We start from the raw sequence: 19189 nt of genomic DNA, 5'->3' as shown, positions 1-19189 counted from the left end.
AGTCACACGCATGTCAACCCCGTCCAGGGCCAGCGCGCCCGCAGCGAAGACAGGGCCGAGACGCCCCGTCGAACCCGTCTACTGGTTCTTCCTGGTGCCCGCCGTCGCGGTGTTCACCCTGATGATCGCCTACCCAGCCGTCGAGGGCATCACGATGAGCTTCACCAACTCGATGGGCTTCGGCGACTTCGAGTGGATCGGCTTCCGCAACTACGTGGCCCTCTTCCGCGACGAGAACATCCTCTCGTCCTACGGCTTCACCCTCCTGTTCGCCGCCGTCACCGTCATCCTGGTCAACGTCATCGCCTTCTTCCTGGCCCTCGGGCTCACCTCGAAGATCAAGTTCACCAACCCGCTGCGCACCGTCTTCGTCATCCCCATGGTGATCTCGGCCATCATCTACTCGTTCGTCTTCCGCTTCCTGTTCAACAACTCGCTGCCGCAGATCGGTGCGGCACTGGGGATCGACGGCCTCTCGACGAGCCTGCTGGCCAACCCGGACTGGGCGTGGTTCGCCATCGTCCTGGTCACCACCTGGGGCTCGGTGCCCAGCGCCATGCTGATCTACATCGCGGGCCTCATGACGGTCCCCGGTGAGGTGTACGAGGCCAGCTCGATCGACGGTGCCACCCCGGCGAAGAACCTGTGGCACATCACGCTGCCGCTGGTGGCCGGCTACGTGGGCATCAACATGATCCTCGGCTTCAAGGGCTACCTGGCTGTCTACGACCAGATCGTCGGCCTGACCCAGGGCGGCCCCGGCACCGCCACCCGCAGCGTCGCGTTCACCATCTTCGCCGGCTTCAGCGGCGGAGACTACGCCTACCAGATGGCCAACGCCGCCGTCTTCTTCGTCATCACCATCGTCATCGCGCTGCTGCAGCTGCGCCTCACCCAGGGAAGGTCCGGGTCATGAGCACCCCACTCGCCACCGTCGCCGTCGGCGTCCCGGCCCCCACTGCGGCGTCGCGCCGCGGGCGGGTCGGCCAGGAGAAGGTCAACTGGACCGCCACCATCCTGCTGATCCTCGCCGCAGTCACCGTCCTCGTGCCGCTCTACGTGACCATCTCGATGGCTTTCAAGACCACCCAGCAGTCCACCGACCTGAACGCGTTCAGCCTCCCCAACCCATGGAGTTTCAGCGGGTTCGTCGAGGCGTGGAGCCTGACCAACTTCCCCCGGGCCTTCCTCGTCTCCCTGATCGTGACCCTGGTGGCCGTGGCCGGTGCCATCCTCGTGTCGTCGATGGCCGCCTACGCCATCGTGCGCAACTGGGACCGGAAGCCCTTCAAGTACTCCTTCTACTACCTGCTCGCCGCCATGTTCATCCCGTTCCCGGTGGTCGCGCTGCCGCAGGTGCGGCTCACCGGCCTGCTGGGGTTGGACAACTACTTCGGGGTCGCGATTCTCCACATCGTGTTCGGGCTGGCGTTCAACACCCTGCTGTTCAGCACCTTCCTCCGCTCCATCCCGCTGGAGCTCGAGGAGTCCATGCGCATGGACGGCGCGAGCACCTGGCAGGTGTTCTGGAAGCTGATCTTCCCCCTGCTGTCGCCCATGGCGGCCACGGTGGGCATCTTCGCCTTCCTCAGCTCCTGGAACGACTTCATGATGCCCTCGCTGATCATCTCCCAACCGGAATGGCAGACGATCCCCGTGGTCAACAACATCTTCCAGACGCAGTTCAGCAACAGCTACAACGTGAGCTTCGCGTCGTACCTGATGGCCATGGCCCCGGCTATCGTCGTCTACCTGTTCGCGCAGCGCTGGGTGATGTCCGGCCTGACGCAGGGCGCCATCAAGTAGTCATCCGACCCACCACCAACCGCACCAAGGAGAACCATGACCGCAGAACGCCATCAGACCGCCCCAGCTTCCCGCCCGGACGGCTGGTGGCGCTCCGCGGTGGTCTACCAGGTCTACCCCCGCTCGTTCCAGGACTCCAACGGCGACGGCATCGGCGACATCCCAGGCATCACCAGCCGCCTCGACCACCTGGCCGAGCTCGGGGTCGACGTCATCTGGCTGTCGCCCGTCTACCGCTCGCCGCAGGTGGACAACGGCTACGACATCAGCGACTACCGCGACATCGATCCCCTGTTCGGAACCCTCGCGGACCTCGACGAGCTCCTCGCCCAGGCTCACTGGCGCGGGATCAAGCTGGTCATGGACCTGGTGGTCAACCACACCTCGGACCAGCACCCGTGGTTCGTCGAGTCCCGCGACCCGGCCTCCCCCAAGCGGAGCTGGTACTACTGGCGCCCCGCCCGTCCCGGACACGAGCCCGGCACGCCTGGCGCCGAGCCCGACGACAGCGCCGCGGCCTTCGCGCCGTCGGCCTGGACGTTCGACCCGGCCAGCGGCCAGTACTACCTGAGCATGTTCAGCCCCGGGCAGCCGGACCTCAACTGGGAGAACCCCGAGGTTCGCGAAGCCGTCTACGACATGATGCGGTGGTGGGTGGACCGCGGAGTCGACGGCTTCCGGATGGACGTGATCAACCTCATCTCCAAGCCACACGACCTCGCCTCCGGCGGCCCGATCGAGCCCGGCTCGGCGGACTTCCGCCAGATCGCCAACGGTCCCCGTCTCGACGAGTTCCTCGCCGAAATGAACCGCGAGGTGGGCCTCGACGACCAGAATCTGCTCACCGTCGGCGAGATGCCCGGCGCGACCGTTGAGTTGGCCCGGCGGGTCACGGACCCTGCCCGGCGGGAGCTGAACATGGTCTTCACGTTCGAGCATGTCAGCCTCGACCAGGCCTCCGGTAGCAAGTGGGACCTGATGGCACTGCCCCTGCCCGCGCTGAAGGGCAACCTTGCCCAGTGGCAGTACGGTCTGGCGGAATCGGGCTGGAATTCGCTGTACCTCGACAACCACGACCAGCCGCGGGCAGTGTCCCGCTTCGGCGACGACTCCCCCGAGCACCGCGTCAACTCCGCCAAGACGCTGGCCACCGTCCTGCACCTGCACAAGGGCACCCCGTACGTGTACCAGGGTGAAGAACTCGGCATGACGAACTCCCCCTTCACGGAGATCGGGCACTACGTCGACGTCGAATCGCTGAACCACCACACCCTGGCCACGGCCATGGGCACCGCCGAGGCCGAGATCCTCCGCTCGCTGGCCGCGAAGAGCCGCGACCATGCACGCACCCCCGTCCAGTGGAACGACGGCCCGCACGCGGGCTTCACCACCGGCGTGCCCTGGCTGCCGGCCAACCCCAACTACCGCGACATCAACGCCGAGGCGGCCCGCCTCGACCCCGCGTCGGTGTTCGCCCACTTCCAGAGTCTGATCGCGCTTCGACACACCGACGAGGTGGTCCGCGAGGGCCGCTTCGAGCTGCTTCTGCCCGAGCACGAGCAGCTCTGGGTGTTCACCCGCACCCTGGGCGACACCACACTGCTCGTCCTCGCCAACTGTTCGTCGACCTCGGCGGAACTCCCGTTCGACGCCCTCCCCAGCCTCGACGGCGCCGAATTGATCCTGGCCACCCACGATGCCGCCGACCCCTCGTCGCTCGCGCCGTGGGAGTCCCGAATCCTCCGCCTGGCCACCCGCTGACCCTCACCACTGAAGGACCTTCCCCCATGCAGGACATCACGGACCAGGCGACCCTGGTCTCCGACCAGAGCGCCCAATGGTGGCGCCAAGCCCTCGTCTACCAGATCTACCCCCGCAGCTTCGCCGACAGCAACGCCGATGGCATCGGCGACCTGCGCGGCATAGCCTCGCGGCTCGACTACCTCTCCGGCCTCGGCATCGACGCGGTGTGGCTGAGCCCCTTCTATCCCTCCGCCCTCGCCGACGGCGGCTACGACGTCATCGACTACCGCGGAATCGACCCGCGCATCGGCACCCTCGATGACTTTGACGAGCTCGCCGCCGGGCTGCACGCGCGTGGCATCCGGATCCTCATCGACATCGTGCCGAACCACACCTCGAACCTGCACGACTGGTTCCAGCAGGCGATCGCGGCGGGCCCCGGATCGGCCGAGCGGGAGCGCTACATCTTCCGCGACGGCACCGGCCCGGACGGCTCCGAGCCGCCCACGGACTGGGTCTCGATCTTCGGTGGCAGCGCCTGGGAGCAGGTGGCCGACGGACAGTGGTATCTCCACACCTTCGCCGTCGAGCAGCCGGATCTGAACTGGGCCAGCGATGAGGTCCGGGAGGAGTTCCTCAGCATCCTGCGCTTCTGGGCCGATCGCGGCGTCGACGGCTTCCGCGTGGACGCCGCCCACATGCTCGCCAAGGACCTGACGGAGCCCCTGCCCACGCAGGCCGAGCTCGAGGCCCACCCGAGGGACGGCAGCCATCCCACGTGGGACCGCGACGAGCTCCAGGAGATCTACGCCGAGTGGCGCGGGGTGTTCAACTCCTACGACCCGCCGCGCACCGCCGTCGCGGAGGCCGCGGTGCACTCGTCACGCGTGCCGCTCTACGCGAGCCCGTCCACGCTGGGGCAGTCGTTCTTCTTCGACCTCCAGCTCGCCAACTACGACGCGGCAACCTTCCACCGGATCATCGACGAGTGCCTGGGTGTCGCGGCCGTGTCCGGCTCGTCGGTCACCTGGGTGCTCAACAACCACGACACGATCCGGTCGGCCAGCCGCTACGGCACCCCGTTCCCTGGGACCAACCCCGACGGGACGCCGCTGCGCAAGCACGGCGGCGACTGGCTGATGGCCGGCGGCGACCCTGTCCTGATCGACGCGGCCACTGGCCTTCGCCGGGCGCGTGCGGCGACGCTGCTTCTGATGGCGCTACCCGGCTCGGCCTACCTGTACCAGGGCGAGGAGCTCGGCCTCCAGGAGGTGGCGGAGATTCCCGATTCCATGCGGGCCGACCCGTCGTTCTTCCGCAACCGTGAGCTGGAGGTGGGCCGCGACGGCTGCCGGGTGCCGCTGCCGTGGACGCGGTCCGGGTCGTCGTTCGGCTTCGGCGACGACGGCTCGCACCTGCCGCAGCCGCTGTGGTTCGGGCACTACTCCGTCGAGGCGGAGTCCGAGGATCCGGGCTCGACGCTGTCGATGTACCGACGGGCGGCGCAGCTGCGGCGGGAGCTGCAGACAGACGAGTCCATGGTGTGGATCCCGACCGACTACGACGAGGTGCTGCGGTTCCGGCGGTCGGGCGGCTGGGAGGTGGTGTCGAACTTCGGCAAGGATCCGGTTCCGCTGCCCGAGGGAGAGATTCTGGTCGCCTCGGGCCCGTGGGGAGACGAGCTTCCGGGCGAGACCACCGTCTGGCTCCGCACCTGACCGCCCGCCGCGCCATCTTCGCTCCCTGAGGAGCTCCGCGTCGCGTAGCGACCGTGGAGCGTCTCGAAGGGTCGTATCGTGACCTTCCCTCGGACTTAACCCACTCGCCCGGGTCCGCCTCGCCCTGGTCCGCCTCGCCTTGGTCCACCGTCTGGGTGCGGGGATCCGGGTTCCGCTGAACGGGCGGCCCGAGGTGGCCGGGTCCCCTGGTCGCCAGACACGACCAGGTGGTCGGGGCCTGCGGCGCCTCTGAGGGCCGCCCGTGCAGCGGATCCCGGTTCCCCGCCGCCTTCTGCTGTGGCGTGGCCAGGTTGGGGTGTGGCCCGTCAGGGCGGCCCTGGCAACAGCCTGCTGAGGCGGGAGCCAGCCGGGTGATCGTCGGGTTGAGCACCGCTACGCAGTGCCGCCCTGACGTCCCGCACCCTCGCTGCACCTCACGGTTTGTCACTGGGGTTACGACTTTGCGACCAAAGACCCCGGCGTCTGAAGCCGCCCCCCGCGGGTTGAGCCGGGCATAGCCGCGGAGCGGCGCAGCCCGCGTCGAAACCACCCTGAGCCCATGAACCCAACCGCCCGACGGCCTCGCTCCGGTCGGTGAGAAAAGGGCCCCCGCGTCTGGGCCCGCTACCAAATCGGTAGATCTGGGTTCGTAGTCGCCACCAGATCCACCCAACACACAGCCGATGACGGGCCCTTTCGCGAGGGTGGGGGACGACAGGGCGGCACTGCGCAGCGGTGCAAAACCCGACGAGCACCTGACTGCCCTCCGCCTCGAGGAACTCAAGCCAGGGCCGCCCTGACGGGCCACACCCGAACCCGGCCACGCCGCAGGCCAAGCCAGTGCAGGGAGACGGGAGCCGAGGCACGGGCGGCCTCACCACCCAACCACCCTCCGAGTCCGGAGGACGTGCAGACCGTGGACAACGGCCGCTCGGGCCTCGGGTCACGGCTCCCTGCACCGGACAGCAGGGTTGATCGGGCAACGCGCGTCACGACCCGCGGGGCAGGCCTCAGCCGACGGTGGCGAACACGTAGGCGACGAACGTCACCACGCTGACGACCGTATACAGACTCAACACGTTGTTGGAGTAGGCCACCTCGTCGCGCCTGTGGGCGGGCAGGAAGATCGGGACGATGAACGGCGGCGGAAGGATGAACAGCATGAAGACCGCCGCTTGGGCGAACTGGTCTAGGCCTAGCCAGCGACCCACGACGAGTTCGGAGAGGACCAGCGCCAGGATCAGGCAGACCACGAAGCGGACGGCCACCAGCGGGGCCGCCTCCCGGACTCCGGCGCGGCTCAGCCTGGTCCCGTAGCCCACGATGAGCAGGATGACGGGCACGATCACGGCGGCGAGGTAGCCGAGCGCGCCCAGCACCCCGGCCGAGAAGGGGTTCGCGGCGAGCGTCTCGGCCACGCCGAGCCTGTTGAGCGCCAGCCCGGCGAAGATCGCGAGGATGACCGGCGACTTCACGAACGAGGCGAGAGTCTCGCTCAGCGACACCGCCCCGTCGCTCTGACGCTTCAGGAGCGTCACGAAGATGAACCAGATGAAGAACTCATGCCCCAGACCGACGATCGCCGCCGTCGGCACGTTACTGAGTCCGTAGGCTGCCGCGTACAACGCCAGCCCCACCATGCCGAACTCGAACCCGGTGAACAGGAAGGTGGCCACGGGCGGCGCCCCCAGAGCGCGCCGCGCCACGGCACCCATGCCGAGCAGCAGGACGCAGGCGACGGGGATGATCACGATGAGCGCCAGGTATTCGGCCCGGAACTCCATCGACAGGAATGCGGTGAACAGCACCGCCGGCAGCACCACGCTGACAACGAGGCGCTTCAGGCCCTCGACCACGGCGTCGTCCAGCACCCGAAGGCGGCGCAGGAGGATGCCGAGCGCGATCAGCAGGACGATGGGGATGACGCTGGCAAGCGTCTCAGCGATGGTGCCCATGGCTGGCACCCTAGCGACCCCCCGTCGCGCCGACGACGGTGGGGCTGCGCAGTGCAGCTACAGGAGGAACGCCTCGCCAGGCCCCTCGGAGGCCTGGATCTCGCCCAGCACCCACCCGCGGACACCGCGTGCGGCGAGCGCCGCCAGGGCCGCGTCGACCTCATGCTGAGGCAGGATCGCCACCATGCCCACGCCCATGTTGAGGGTGGCGTCGACGTCGGCCTGCTTGAGCCCGCCCACCGTCTGCACGATCTGGAAGATCGCGGGCGGGGTCCAGCTGGAGCGGCGCAGCACCGCGGCCATGTCGTTGGGGATGACGCGGGCCAGGTTGTTGGCCAGCCCGCCGCCGGTGATGTGGCTCATGGCATGCACCTCGACGGTGCTGATGAGGTCCAGCACGTCGAGCGCGTAGATCTTCGTGGGCTCGAGGAGCTCCTCGCCGAGGGTTCGGCCGAGCTCGTCGACGTGGCGCCCGAGGTCCCAGCCCGCCTGGTTCAGCAGGACGTGGCGGACCAGTGAGTAGCCGTTGGAGTGCAGACCGGACGAGGCCATGGCGATGACCGCGTCGCCCGTGCGCACCCGCTCGGGCCCGAGGATCTTAGAGCGCTCCACCACGCCCGTCGTCGCGCCGGCGATGTCGTACTCGTGCGGCTCGAGGAGGCCGGGGTGCTCGGCCGTCTCCCCTCCGATGAGGGAGCAGCCCGCCGCGACACACGCGTCCGCGATCCCGCTGACGATCGCGGCGATCCGCTCCGGGACCACCTTGCCGCAGGCGATGTAGTCGGTCACGAACAGCGGTTCGGCGCCGCAGACCACGAGGTCGTCGACGAGCATGCCGAGGAGGTCGAAGCCGATGGTGTCGTGCTTGTCCAGGGCCTGGGCGATGGCCACCTTGGTGCCCACGCCGTCGGTGGAGGTGGCCAGCACCGGATGCTGGTACCCCTTCAGCGCCGAGGCGTCGAAGAACCCTGCGAAGCCGCCGAGACCGCCCAACACCTCAGGCCGACGGGTGCGGCCCACGTGGGCCTTCATCAGTTCGACGGCGCGGTCGCCCGCCTCGATGTCGACGCCGGCGGCGGCGTAGGCACTCTTCTCCACTATCTCTCCTCGAGTCTCAGCAGCTCGGCCTGGGCCGGCGGGATCGCGACGGGATAGTTCCCGTCGAAGCAGGCACGGCACAGGTTGTCGGCGGGCACGTGGGTGGCCTCCGTCAGGCCTTCAAGCGAGATGTAGCCAAGGGAATCTGCGCCGAGGGAGCGGCGGATCTCCTCCACCGTCAGGCCCGGTGCGATCAGCTCGGCCCGGGAGGCGAAGTCGATGCCGTAGAAGCATGGCCACTTCACCGGCGGCGACGAGATGCGCACGTGGACCTCGCGGGCGCCGGCCTCGCGCAGCATCCGCACAAGGGCGCGCTGGGTGTTGCCCCGCACGATCGAGTCGTCGACGACGACGAGGCGCTTGCCCTCGATCACCTCGCGCAGCGGGTTGAGCTTCAGCCGGATGCCGAGCTGGCGGATGGTCTGGCTGGGTTGGATGAAGGTGCGGCCCACGTAGGCGTTCTTCACCAGGCCCTGCCCGTAGGGGATGCCCGAGGCAGCCGCGTAGCCGATGGCCGAGGGCGTCCCCGACTCCGGCACCGGGATCACCAGGTCGGCGTCGACGGGGTACTCCTCCGCGAGCTTCCGGCCGATCCGGACCCGGACCGTGTGCACGCCGTGTCCGGCGATGGTGGTGTCCGGGCGGGCCAGGTAGACGTACTCGAAGATGCAGCCCTTCGGCTTGGCCTCGGCGAAACGCACGGACCGCAGTCCGCGCTCGTCGATGGCGAGGAACTCGCCGGGCTCCACCTCACGCACGAAGCTGGCGCCCACGATGTCCAGCGCCGCAGTCTCGGAGGCGACGACCCAACCGTTGGACAGACGCCCGAGGACCAGGGGCCTGATGCCCTGCGGGTCTCGGGCCGCGAAGATCGTGCGTTCGGTCATGAAGGTGAGGCAGAAGGCGCCCTTCAGGCGGGGCAGGACCTTCATCGCCACCTGCTCGATGGGCTCCTCGCCGAAGCTGGCCATGAGAGCCGTCACCAGCGACGTGTCGTTGGTGGAGTCCATGGTCTTCTTCTCCGGCACCCGCTCGGTGGGGTCCAGCTCCGCCAACCACGCTTCGAGCTCGTGGGTGTTGGTGAGGTTGCCGTTGTGGGCCAGGGCCAGTCCACCGGCGTGCGTGGCGCGGAAGGTGGGCTGCGCGTTGTGCCAGACGCTGGCCCCCGTCGTCGAGTAGCGGGTGTGACCGATGGCCAGCCGGCCGGGAAGCGACTTCAGCGTGGCCTCATTGAACACCTGGCTGACCAGGCCCATGTCCTTGTAAACCATGATGCGCTGGAGGTTGCTCACCGCGATGCCGGCGGACTCCTGGCCTCGGTGCTGCAGCGCGAACAGGCCGAAGAACGTCAGCTGGGCCACGTCCTCTTCGGGCGCCCAGACACCGAACACGCCGCATTCTTCCTTGGGACCGTCGTAGCCGAGCACGCGGCAGACTCTACCCGCTGGCGCCGTTCCGGGCGCCGTCCCCTCCTCCGGTGGGCCGATGCTCAGGCGGACGACGGGTACAGCGACACCAGGGTGGCCTTGATCACCGCCACCACCCGATCACCGGGCGCCAAGCCCAGGTCGCGGACCGCGGAGGGGGTCAGGTCGGCAGCGACCCGCTGCCCCACCACGTCCAGCGTCACCCGCTGCACGGGCCACCTGTCCTCGATTCCCACCACCAGGGCGGGCAGTTCGTTGCGCGGACTCCCGTGCGGGGCCTCCCGGAACACGCTGACCGCGGTGGGCGCGAACACGGCGCGGGCCGGCCCCGGCGGCAGAGGGCCCGCGGAGATGCCCGCCACCATGATCCCCTCGTCCAGCCGGACCCCGCCGTCGCCCGTGGCCTCGCCATGCAGCAGGTTGACCCCGACGAAGCCGGCCAGGAAGGCGCTCGTGGGGCGCTGACACACTTCGTCGACGTCCCCCTCCGCGACGACGCGGCCTTCGCTCAGCTCCACCACCCGGTCCGCGAGGGTCACCACGTCGAGGAAGTCGTGGGTGACCAGCACGGTGGTGATCCCGCGCAGGCGCTGCCTGAGGAGCACCCGGACCTCCGGCGCCACGGTGGCGTCGAGCGCGGCCAGCGGCTCGTCCAGCAGCATCACCTCCGGATCGATGGCCAGGGAGCGGGCCAGGGAAACCCGCTGCGCCTGCCCGCCGGAGAGGGACCTCGGGCGACGCCGCCGCAGGTCGGCGCACCCGACGGCGGCCAGCTCGTCGGCCGCCCGGGCCCGCGCGGCCGCCCGCGACACGCCGCGGGCGCGAAGCCCGAAGGCGACGTTGTCGAGGACGTCGAGGTGGGGAAACAGCAGGGAACGCTGCTCGACGTAGCCGAACCGCCGCTGGTAGGGGGCCACGTGTCCCTCCGGCCCGGACAGCTCCAGTCCGTGGACGCTCACGCGGCCGCTGGTGGGGCGCAGGTCGCCGGAGAGCAGCTGGACCAGGCTGGACTTGCCCGCGCCGTTGGGGCCCACCACCGCGACAGTCGCGCCCTCGGGGATGCCCACCTCGACGGCCAGGCCACGGTCCGCGACCGCCGCGTCGACCCGGATGGCCTCAGGCATCGGTGCGCCCCGTCCGCATCGACACGTTCACGACGACAGCCGCGACCCCCAACAGCACCAGCGCCAACGCCAAGGCCAGCTCGGCGTCGGACTCCCGCAGCAGGTAGATCTCCAGCGGCAGCGTGCGGGTCACGCCCTGCAGGGACCCGGCGAACGTCAGGGTGGCGCCGAACTCGCCGAGCGCCCGGGCGAATGCGAGCGCGGTGCCAGACAGGATCGCGGGGGTGGCCAACGGCACCGTGACCCGCCCGAACACGTGCGTGGGGCGTGCGCCGAGCCGTGCGGCGGCCCGCTCGTAGTCGGTGCCCGCGGAGCGCAAGGCGCCCTCGAGCGAGACCACCAGGTAGGGCAGGGCCACAAAGGTCTGCGCCACGATCACGGCGGCGGTCGTGAAGCCGATCTCGATCCCGAGCACCCCCAGCGGCGCGCCGATGAGGCCGCGCCGCCCGAGGGTGGCGAGCAGCGCAAGCCCCGCGACGACGGGCGGCAGCACCATCGGCACCGCCACGACGGTCCGCGCCACGCCGACCCACCGGCCCCGCGACCGCGCCAGCACGAGCGCCGTCGGGACGCCGAGGAGGAGCACCACGACGGTGCTGGCCAGGCAGGTGCCGAGGCTGAGCGCCAGCGCGTCACGGGCCCGCTCGGAGCCCAGCAGCTCACCCAACCTCCCCCAGGGAACCCGCACCAACAGGCCGACCAGCGGCACGACGAGGACCGCCATCGCAGCGGCGAAAGGCGCCCACGCCCAGCGCGGGAGGGCCGCTGCGGTCACTGCGGCGGCCCGAAACCGGCCGCGCGCAGGTCTTCCTGCCAGGGCCCGGTCAGCCCGTCGACGAAGTCCTCAGCCGCGGCGGGGTGGGGCGCGTCGGCCACCACCGCCACCCAGTAGGTGTTCGGATCGCCGCCGGCACCGGCGATCTCGATGCTCTCCACGGCGGTCGAGGCCACGGCGTCGGTAGCGTAGACGAGGCCGGCGTCGGCCTCCCCGGAGGCGACCTTGCCGAGGACATCGGCCACTCTGCTCTCCTCGGAGACGGGACGGAGCTCCAGCCCGGCCGCGTCGGCCAGCCTGTGTGCGGCGGCCCCGCACGGCACCTCCACCGCGCACGCCACGAGCTTCCCGCGATTCAGCGACTCGTCGAATCCCGTCACCCCGGCCGGATTGCCTCGCGGCACGGCGATCACCAGCCGGTTGGTGGCGAACATCACCGGATCGTCTGCGAGGAGACCCGCGTCGACGGCGCGCTGCATCACCGCGCGGTCGGCCGAGGCGAACACGTCGGCCGGGGCTCCACCCGCCAGCTGGTCGAGCAGCCCGGATGAGCCGTCGAAGCTGAAGGTGGCCTCGGCGCCCACGTCCTGCAGCACCTCACTCAGGGATGACGCTGCGAACACGACCGGGCTCGTCGACGAAGGCTGCCCGCAGCCCGTGAGTGCCAACGCGGCGACGAGCAGTGCCGCGGACCTGTTCACGACCTGAGCCCCTCGATCGACACGTTCGTCGCCTTGATGACAGCGGTGGCCACCGAGCCGACCTCGAGCCCGAGTTCCCGCACCGCCTCGGTGGAGATCAGGCTGACGATGCGGTAGCGGCCGCACTGCAGCTCCACCTGGCTCATCACCAGATCCGAGGTCACCTTCGTCACGATCCCGGTGAGGTGGTTGCGCGCTGATCGCGTCCCCGCTCCCCCGTCCAGGTCGTCCAGCCCTCCATCGGCGAGCTCCTGGGCGAGCGCGGCCAGCGCGGCGCCGTCGACGACCCGTCTCCCCTGCTCGTCGGCGCTGGCCGGCAGACGGCCGGCCTCAACCCAGCGACGGACCGTGTCGTCGCTCACCCCCAGAAGGCTTGCCGCCGCCGAGATCCGCATCTGCGTCATGCTTGACCCTAACACTCCGCTCCTGCGGATCGGTGGGTCTGGTCCTGTCGGCCTTCGCGCCGGAATAGGCTGGGGCCATGAGTCACAGAGCCGCCGTCATCACCTGCTCGGATCGCGCCTCGGGCAACGTCTACGAGGATCGTTCGGGCCCGATCATCCGTCGCGCGCTGAAGGAGTTGGGATTCGAGGTGACGGAGCCGGTCATCGTGCCGGACGAGGCCGAGGTGATCGCCACAGAGATCCGGCTCGCGGTGGCCGACGGCGCCCGCGTGGTCATCACCACGGGCGGGACGGGAGTGGGCCCGCGGGATGTCACCGTCGAGGCGACCCGGTCCCTGCTCACCTACGAGGTGCCGGGGGTGGCGGAGGCCGTCCGCAGCCTGGGCGCGGCGAACACTCCGCTGTCGTGGCTCTCCCGGGGCCTGGCCGGGGTGATCGACCACAACGAGAACCGCGCGTTCGTCTACAACGCCCCCGGCTCCCGGGGTGGGGCCCGCGACGCACTCTCAGTGCTGGCCCCGCTGCTCGTCCACATCGTCGACCAGCTCGACGGCGCTGATCACGACCTCAATCGGCCCTCCAGCCAGTAATCAGGAATCCGCGGGCCGGCTCCAGTCGCCTGAGCGCCCCCCGCTCTTGGCGGTGATCCGCGCCGACACGATCTCGGCCGAACGGTCCACGCCCTTGACCATGTCCACCACCGCCAACGCCGCGACAGTCACCGCCGTCAGCGCCTCCATCTCGACGCCGGTCCGGTCCGCGGTCCGCACCGTCGCTTCGATGGCGACCCCCTCGTCGACGATCGACAGGTCGACGACGGCGCCGTGCACGCCGATCACGTGTGCCAGCGGCAGCAGATCCGGGACCCTCTTCGTCGCCGCGATCCCCGCGACCCGGGCGACGGCCAGCACGTCGCCCTTCGGCACTGTTCCCGTGCGCAACGCCTCAACCACCTCCGCCGAGCAACGGACGGAGGCGACGGCGGTGGCCGAGCGGACCGTGGGTTGCTTGGCGGTGACGTCGACCATGCGGGCCTCGCCGCGGGCATCAAGGTGCGTGAACTCCATGGCGCAAGCGTGTCAGGTTCCATGACCGGGGCCAACCCGGGGCTTTACAGGTGACCTATCGGTCACATATTGTCGCGGTATGGACGACGACCTCGTGTTCAAGGCGCTGGCGGATCCCATCCGCCGGCTGCTGATGGACGCGCTCTTCGAGCGGGACGGCCGCTCGCTCGCGGAGCTGACGGACCTCGTCCAGACCCGGGCGGAGATGACCCGGTTCGGCGTCGCCAAGCACCTCCGCATCCTGGAGGACGCCGGCGTCGTCACCACGCGAAGGCAAGGCCGGGAGAAGCTCCACCACCTCAACCCGGTCCCGATCCAACAGATCCACGAACGGTGGATCGGCAAGTACACCGAACGAGCGGGCATCGCCTCCGTGCTGCTGCAGCTCAAACACGTCGTCGAGGACGACCCTTCGAAAGGCTGAACCATGAACAACACCGTCATCTACAGCATCTACATCAACGCCCCGGCGCAGAAGATCTGGGACGCCATCACCACATCGGAGTACACGTCTCGCTGGGGCTACGGCGGAGACGTCGAGATCGACCCCCGACCCGGGGGCGTGTACCGCAACCTCACCACCGACGAAATGAAGCAGATGGGGATGGGCGAGGTTGCGGTCAACGGCTCAGTGGTGGAGATCGACGAGCCGCGACGGCTCGTCCTGGACTGGGCGCCCGCCTGGTACCCGGAGGCAGAGGCAACCCGCGTCACCTGGGAGCTCACCGAATACCCGGGCGGCCTGACACAGGTCGTCCTCACCCACGACGTGACGAACAACCCGCAGCTGCTCGCCGAGGTCACGGGCGGCGCGGATCCGGGCACCGGTGGCGGTGGATGGCCGTGGGCACTGTCGGGGCTCAAGACCCTGCTCGAGACGGGCCGATCCATGGACCAACCCGCCGCCTGACCGCCGAGCGCGGCAGGCAGTGACGTCGGGTGTCGCAGCCGGCACCCGGCGTCACTCCTCAGGTCAGGTGAGGCCGTGGACCGCCACGACATCGCCCGGGCTGACCGCTTCCACGAGCTCCGGAACGACGGCGAGGCCGTCGGCCAGGTGGAGCGAGGCCACCAGGTGGGAGCCTGAGCCGAGCCGGTGCGAGGGCTGCACCGCGCCGTCGACGATGCGCACCGGCGTGTACTGCCGACGCCCCGGCGGGCTGTGCCACCCCTCGGCGACGGGGAGCTGGGTGGACGGCCACAGTGTGGGAAGGCCCTGAAACGCGGCCAGCAGCGGGCGCAGGTACGCCCAGGCCGAGACGAACACGCTGACGGGGTTGCCGGGCAGACCCAGGAAGGCCACGGGGCGCCCGTCACGGTCACGCAGTGCGCCGCAGGCCTGCGGCTTGCCCGGCTGCATCGCCACCTTGACGAACTCGATCTCGCCCTCGACCACCTGCCGTACCACCTCGAACGCCCCCACGGACACCCCGCCGGAGGTGACCACCACGTCCGCGGCGGCGGAGGCCTCGTCGAGCACCCGCGCGAACTGGGCGCCGTCGTCGGGCACCGATCGCCGCAGGACGACCCGGCCGCCGAACCTCTCCACGAGGCCGGCGAGCAGGATCGAGTTGGAGTCCGGGATCTGGCCGAAGCCGAGTGGCTCACCGGCGGGCGCAAGCTCGGAGCCGGTCGACAGCACCGCGACACGCGGCCTCCGACGCAGCGGCACTGACCCGAAGCCGATCGACGCCGCCGCGGACGCGGCCTCTGCCCCCCACACGGTCCCGGAGGGCAGGACGGTGTCTCCCGCGCGCACGTCCTCACCCGCCCGCCTCACGTGCCGGCCCGGCACCGCTGCCTCGCTGACGACAACGCGATCGGGCAGCGGTGCGGCGCCCATCGGCTGGTCGGTGGCCTCCACCGGGACGACGGCGTCCGCCCCCGGTGGCATCGGCGCGCCCGTCATGATCCGGGCCGCCTCCCCGGGCCCCACCGTCGGCGTGGAAGTGGCGCCGGCAGGGATGTCGCCGACCACGCTGAGGACGGCCCCGGGCGTCGCGTCGGCGGCGCGCACCGCGAACCCGTCCATGGCCGAATTGTCGAAGGGGGGGACCGCCACCCGCGCCGTCAGGTCCTCCGTCAGCACCCGTCCGCGACCCTCACCGACGGGCGTCGCCTCGGCTGGCAGGAGCGAGGCCAACGCCAGCACCCGCCCCAGGTACTCCTCGACGCTCAGCACGTCGGGCCACTCCTCACGGGCACTGCGACCACTCGTGGGTGCCGTCGGCGAGGAACTGCTTCTTCCAGATCGGCAGCCGCTCCTTGACCCGCTCCACCAGGTCCGACGCGCAACCGAACGCCTGCGCCCGGTGGGACGCCGCGACAGCCACGAACAGCGCCACCCCCCCGATGCCCAGCGTGCCCACGCGATGCTGCGCCGCGATCGCGTGCACGCCCTCTCGGCCCTCGAACTCGGCGACGATCTCCCGCATCACGGCCTCCGCCGTCGGATGCCCGACGTACTCGATGCCCGTGACCGCCACCCCGTGGTCGTGGTTGCGCACGATGCCGCCGAACGTGACGACGGCTCCCGCGCGGTCATCGGAGACGAACGCCGTCAGCGCGTCGACGTCGACGTCGTCGGCCGTCACCCCTGCGAGTTGCTTCACACGCACACCCTAACGCGGGGGGTCAGCTGGGCTTCGGCGCGCCTGGGCGGGCGTACCGGAACCAGGTGATCGCGATGCACATCACGGCCCAGACAGCGCCGATCGCGTAGAAGATCGTGGGGCTCATGATGGTCAGGCCGACACCGAACAGGAACGGTCCGAAGGCCGCGATGGCCGCGGTCCAGCCGATCACGCCGCCCGCCTGCCGCTTCTCGAAGATCATCGGCATCTGCTTGAACGTGGACGCGTTGCCGATCCCGGAGAACAGGAAGATCAGCAGCATGCCCCACAGGAACTGGTTGAACCCGCCCTGCAGCGCGGCAGCGCTGGAGGTGTCCGGTGTGAGCGCCGGGATCGTGAAGAGGATCGAGCCCAGGATGCCGATGCCGGAGATGAGCGTCCAGATGGCGCCACCCATCCGGTCAGTCAGCGGCGAGAACACGATACGGGCCCCGGCACCGACGAGCGGCCCGAGGAAGACGAACTTCACCGGATCCGGCAGCGTGTAGCCGTCGACGAGCATCGTGGCCGTGGCCCCAGCGCCCTCGACGATGGCGGCGTTGCCCGCCCCGTAGAGGTTGAGCATCAGCAGGCCGAACTGGGCCGCGAGCCCGGAGAAGGTGCCGAAGGTCATGATGTAGAGGATGGTCATCCACCAGGTGTCCTGGTTGGAGAAGATGTCGAACTGCTGCTTGATGTTGGCCTTGATCGGCACGGACCGCAGCGCGATGTAGGCCCAGATGGCGCCGACGATGATGAACGGGATGTAGACCAGCGCCGAGTTCTGGTACCAGACCGTGACGGGGTCCCTGCCCGCGAACGACATCTGCTGCGAGCCGAGGAACCCGAACATGCCGAAGGTGATCAGCCAGGGCGTCATGAGCTGCACGAGCGACACGCCGAAGTTGCCGATGCCCGCCTGCAGGCCCAGCGCGGTGCCCTGGAGGCGCTTGGGGAAGAAGTACGAGGTCGAGGGCATGAATCCGGAGAACGCACCGCCGCCGATGCCGGAGAGGAACGCCAGACCCAAGAGCCGCCAGTAGGGCACGTCAGGGTTGGTGACCTCAAAGCCCCACCCGAGGACCGGCAGGATGAGCAGGAGGGTGGTCAGGGTCACCATCTTGCGGGTGCCGATCTTGGGCGGCAGCACCATCCACACGAGCCTCAGGATTCCGCCGGACAGGCCGGGCATGGCGGCCATCCAGTAGAGCTGCTCCTTGGTGAAGTCGAAGCCGAGCGCGTTGAGCTTGGGCACGATGGCGCTGGGGAGGAACCAGGCCACGAAGGCCAGGGTCAGCGTGAAGGTCGTGATGGTGAGGGTGTTCCAGGCGAGTCTGCTGTCCCACTTCTCCGGATCCTCCGGGTCCCAGGCCTGGAGCCAGTCGCCCTTGGTCTCGAACTTCTTGGTACTCATACTGCGGACTCCTCAAGGGGAAGTTCGATGGTGCCGGCGAGTTCGGGTGACTTGTCGTGCAGCATCTTGACGATGGTGAGGTGCATCCACACCGCGCAGATGACGGTGAGGAGGAACAGGACGAAGAAGGTGGACGTGGGGAACCCCGACCACAGCTTGGTGTAGGCGAACAGCGGCGGAAGGACGAACCCGCCGAGGCCACCGAGGGTGCCGACGAGGCCGCCGACCGAGCCGACGTTCTCCGGGAAGTACTCGGGGATGTGCTTGAACACCGCGGCCTTGCCCAGGCCCATGGCGCAGCCCAGGAGGAACACCAGCACCGCGAACATCCAGAGGCTGAGGCTGTAGGCGAGGTGCTCGGTCTGGGAGCCGTCGGCGTGCTCGATGACGATGTGGCCGTTGGGCATCATGAGGATTCCGCTGGTGAGCAGCATCAGAGCGAACGTCCAGTACATGACCCTACGGGCGCCGAAATGATCCGACAGCCAGCCGCCCACGGGACGCAGGAGCGAGGCCGGGAAGATGAAGGTGGCCGTGAGCAGACCCGCGGTGGTGAGGTCAACGTCGAAGTTGTCGACGTAGTACTTGGGTAGCCACGCCGACAGCGCCACGTAGGCGCCGAAGACCGCCACGTAGTAGAGGCTGAACCGCCACACCCGCATGTGCTTGAGCGGCAGCAGCATGGTGCGGACGCTCCGGCTGGTGCCGGGCGCGCGATCCACGCGCGGCACGATCACCCACACGGCCACCCCTACGATGACCAGCAGCACGGCGTAGATCACCGGAACCAGGCGCCAGCCGCCCTCGATGCCGAACGCGAAGGTGGCCCCCGCCGTCCCTGCGATCAGCGGGGGGCCGATGAACTTGGTCACCGACGCGCCCACGTTGCCCGCACCGAAGACGCCCAGGGCGAGGCCCTGGCGCTTGCGGGAGTACCAGGCCGCGTTCCAGGCGGTGCCGACGGAGAACAGGTTGCCCGCGAAGCCGACGAGGAAGGCCAGCACGAGCAGGAGCCCGTAGCTGTCGGCCTTCGAGACCAGGAAGGCGGGCAGCGCGGTGGCGAACAGCAGGAACAGCGTGACCTTCCGGCCGCCGATCCGGTCCGCCAGAATGCCGGCCGGGAGCCGCCACATCGAGCCGTTCAGGACGGCCAGGGCCGAGATCCAGGACAGCTCCACGTCGGTGAGGCCGAGTTCCTTCTGGATGGGGACGCCGAGGATGCCGAACATCAGCCACACCGCGAACATCAGCGTGAACGCGAGGGTGGACATGATCATGACGCGGCCGGCGCCCTTGCCCGTCTCGTGGACGGGCTCAACCTCGATGAGGTGCTTACTCACGTGTG

General features: G+C 69.5%; 19 protein-coding genes. 7 read left to right on the top strand and 12 right to left on the bottom strand.

The window, feature by feature from the left end:
- The first annotated feature begins 10 nt into the window (after positions 1-10).
- The 4 genes from H5399_RS06835 to H5399_RS06820 are packed head-to-tail and all read left to right on the top strand — an operon-like array spanning position 11 to position 5267.
- On the top strand, positions 11-916 hold the full coding sequence (locus tag H5399_RS06835) for a carbohydrate ABC transporter permease (RefSeq protein ID WP_182782271.1): 906 nt from the start codon (positions 11-13) through the stop codon (positions 914-916).
- Positions 913-1806, top strand: coding sequence for a carbohydrate ABC transporter permease (locus H5399_RS06830; RefSeq protein WP_182782270.1), 894 nt, complete (start codon positions 913-915; stop codon positions 1804-1806). Before H5399_RS06835 ends, H5399_RS06830 begins: the two co-directional genes overlap by 4 nt.
- 36 nt (positions 1807-1842) lie before the next feature.
- Positions 1843-3567, top strand: a complete 1725-nt coding sequence (locus H5399_RS06825; protein WP_182782269.1) for an alpha-glucosidase — start codon at positions 1843-1845, stop codon at positions 3565-3567.
- Between the two features lie 26 nt (positions 3568-3593).
- Entirely contained in the window at positions 3594-5267 is a 1674-nt protein-coding gene (locus H5399_RS06820; protein WP_182782268.1) for a glycoside hydrolase family 13 protein, read from the top strand.
- Positions 5268-6277: 1010 nt separating this feature from the next.
- Here the strand turns inward: H5399_RS06820 and H5399_RS06815 are convergent.
- From H5399_RS06815 to H5399_RS06785, 7 genes are all read right to left on the bottom strand, one after another.
- Entirely contained in the window at positions 6278-7222 is a 945-nt protein-coding gene (locus tag H5399_RS06815; protein WP_182782267.1) for an AEC family transporter, read from the bottom strand.
- A 57-nt stretch (positions 7223-7279) separates the two neighbouring features.
- Positions 7280-8323 (bottom strand): phosphoribosylformylglycinamidine cyclo-ligase, encoded by a 1044-nt coding sequence (gene purM, locus H5399_RS06810; RefSeq protein WP_182782496.1) that lies wholly within the window; start codon positions 8321-8323, stop codon positions 7280-7282.
- Positions 8320-9747: an amidophosphoribosyltransferase gene (purF, locus tag H5399_RS06805; RefSeq protein WP_182782266.1), complete on the bottom strand. Its 1428-nt coding sequence runs from the start codon at positions 9745-9747 to the stop codon at positions 8320-8322. The genes purM and purF overlap by 4 nt, the downstream gene beginning before the upstream one ends.
- Before the next feature lie 62 nt (positions 9748-9809).
- The gene (locus tag H5399_RS06800) at positions 9810-10871 is read right to left on the bottom strand and encodes a sulfate/molybdate ABC transporter ATP-binding protein (RefSeq protein WP_182782265.1); all 1062 of its coding nucleotides are present in this window, start codon (positions 10869-10871) and stop codon (positions 9810-9812) included.
- On the bottom strand, positions 10864-11646 hold the full coding sequence (locus H5399_RS06795; protein ID WP_370585702.1) for an ABC transporter permease: 783 nt from the start codon (positions 11644-11646) through the stop codon (positions 10864-10866). The genes H5399_RS06800 and H5399_RS06795 overlap by 8 nt, the downstream gene beginning before the upstream one ends.
- The gene (gene modA / locus H5399_RS06790) at positions 11643-12347 is read right to left on the bottom strand and encodes a molybdate ABC transporter substrate-binding protein (RefSeq protein ID WP_370585701.1); all 705 of its coding nucleotides are present in this window, start codon (positions 12345-12347) and stop codon (positions 11643-11645) included. Before modA ends, H5399_RS06795 begins: the two co-directional genes overlap by 4 nt.
- Entirely contained in the window at positions 12344-12751 is a 408-nt protein-coding gene (locus H5399_RS06785) for a molybdopterin-binding protein (protein WP_182782264.1), read from the bottom strand. The genes modA and H5399_RS06785 overlap by 4 nt, the downstream gene beginning before the upstream one ends.
- 77 nt (positions 12752-12828) lie before the next feature.
- Between H5399_RS06785 and H5399_RS06780 the strand changes: the two genes are divergently transcribed.
- The gene (locus tag H5399_RS06780; RefSeq protein ID WP_182782263.1) at positions 12829-13341 is read left to right on the top strand and encodes a molybdenum cofactor biosynthesis protein B; all 513 of its coding nucleotides are present in this window, start codon (positions 12829-12831) and stop codon (positions 13339-13341) included.
- On the opposite strand, the gene moaC is transcribed toward H5399_RS06780, so the two are convergent.
- Positions 13342-13818 (bottom strand): cyclic pyranopterin monophosphate synthase MoaC, encoded by a 477-nt coding sequence (gene moaC, locus H5399_RS06775; protein ID WP_182782262.1) that lies wholly within the window; start codon positions 13816-13818, stop codon positions 13342-13344.
- A 79-nt stretch (positions 13819-13897) separates the two neighbouring features.
- Here moaC and H5399_RS06770 point away from each other — a divergent pair, with 79 nt between their 5' ends.
- Together H5399_RS06770 and H5399_RS06765 are read left to right on the top strand one after the other, a co-directional pair.
- Entirely contained in the window at positions 13898-14242 is a 345-nt protein-coding gene (locus tag H5399_RS06770; protein ID WP_182782261.1) for a helix-turn-helix transcriptional regulator, read from the top strand.
- A gap of 3 nt (positions 14243-14245) precedes the next feature.
- Positions 14246-14728, top strand: a complete 483-nt coding sequence (locus H5399_RS06765) for an SRPBCC domain-containing protein (protein WP_182782260.1) — start codon at positions 14246-14248, stop codon at positions 14726-14728.
- A 63-nt stretch (positions 14729-14791) separates the two neighbouring features.
- On the opposite strand, the gene glp is transcribed toward H5399_RS06765, so the two are convergent.
- The 4 genes from glp to H5399_RS06745 are packed head-to-tail and all read right to left on the bottom strand — an operon-like array spanning position 14792 to position 19184.
- Complete coding sequence (glp, locus tag H5399_RS06760; protein WP_182782259.1) at positions 14792-16000, bottom strand: gephyrin-like molybdotransferase Glp; 1209 nt, start codon at positions 15998-16000, stop codon at positions 14792-14794.
- Positions 16001-16013: 13 nt separating this feature from the next.
- Positions 16014-16430 carry a molybdenum cofactor biosynthesis protein MoaE gene (locus H5399_RS06755; protein ID WP_182782258.1) on the bottom strand — a complete coding sequence of 139 codons (417 nt, stop codon included), beginning with the start codon at positions 16428-16430 and terminating at the stop codon, positions 16014-16016.
- 22 nt (positions 16431-16452) lie between these two features.
- Positions 16453-17844 (bottom strand): MFS transporter, encoded by a 1392-nt coding sequence (locus H5399_RS06750; protein WP_182782257.1) that lies wholly within the window; start codon positions 17842-17844, stop codon positions 16453-16455.
- The gene (locus H5399_RS06745) at positions 17841-19184 is read right to left on the bottom strand and encodes a nitrate/nitrite transporter (RefSeq protein WP_370585700.1); all 1344 of its coding nucleotides are present in this window, start codon (positions 19182-19184) and stop codon (positions 17841-17843) included. Before H5399_RS06745 ends, H5399_RS06750 begins: the two co-directional genes overlap by 4 nt.
- Positions 19185-19189 lie beyond the last annotated feature (5 nt).

This window comes from Tessaracoccus sp. MC1627 (assembly GCF_014164725.1).
Classification (GTDB): domain Bacteria; phylum Actinomycetota; class Actinomycetes; order Propionibacteriales; family Propionibacteriaceae; genus Arachnia.
This window is presented reverse-complemented; position numbering and strand designations above follow the sequence as displayed.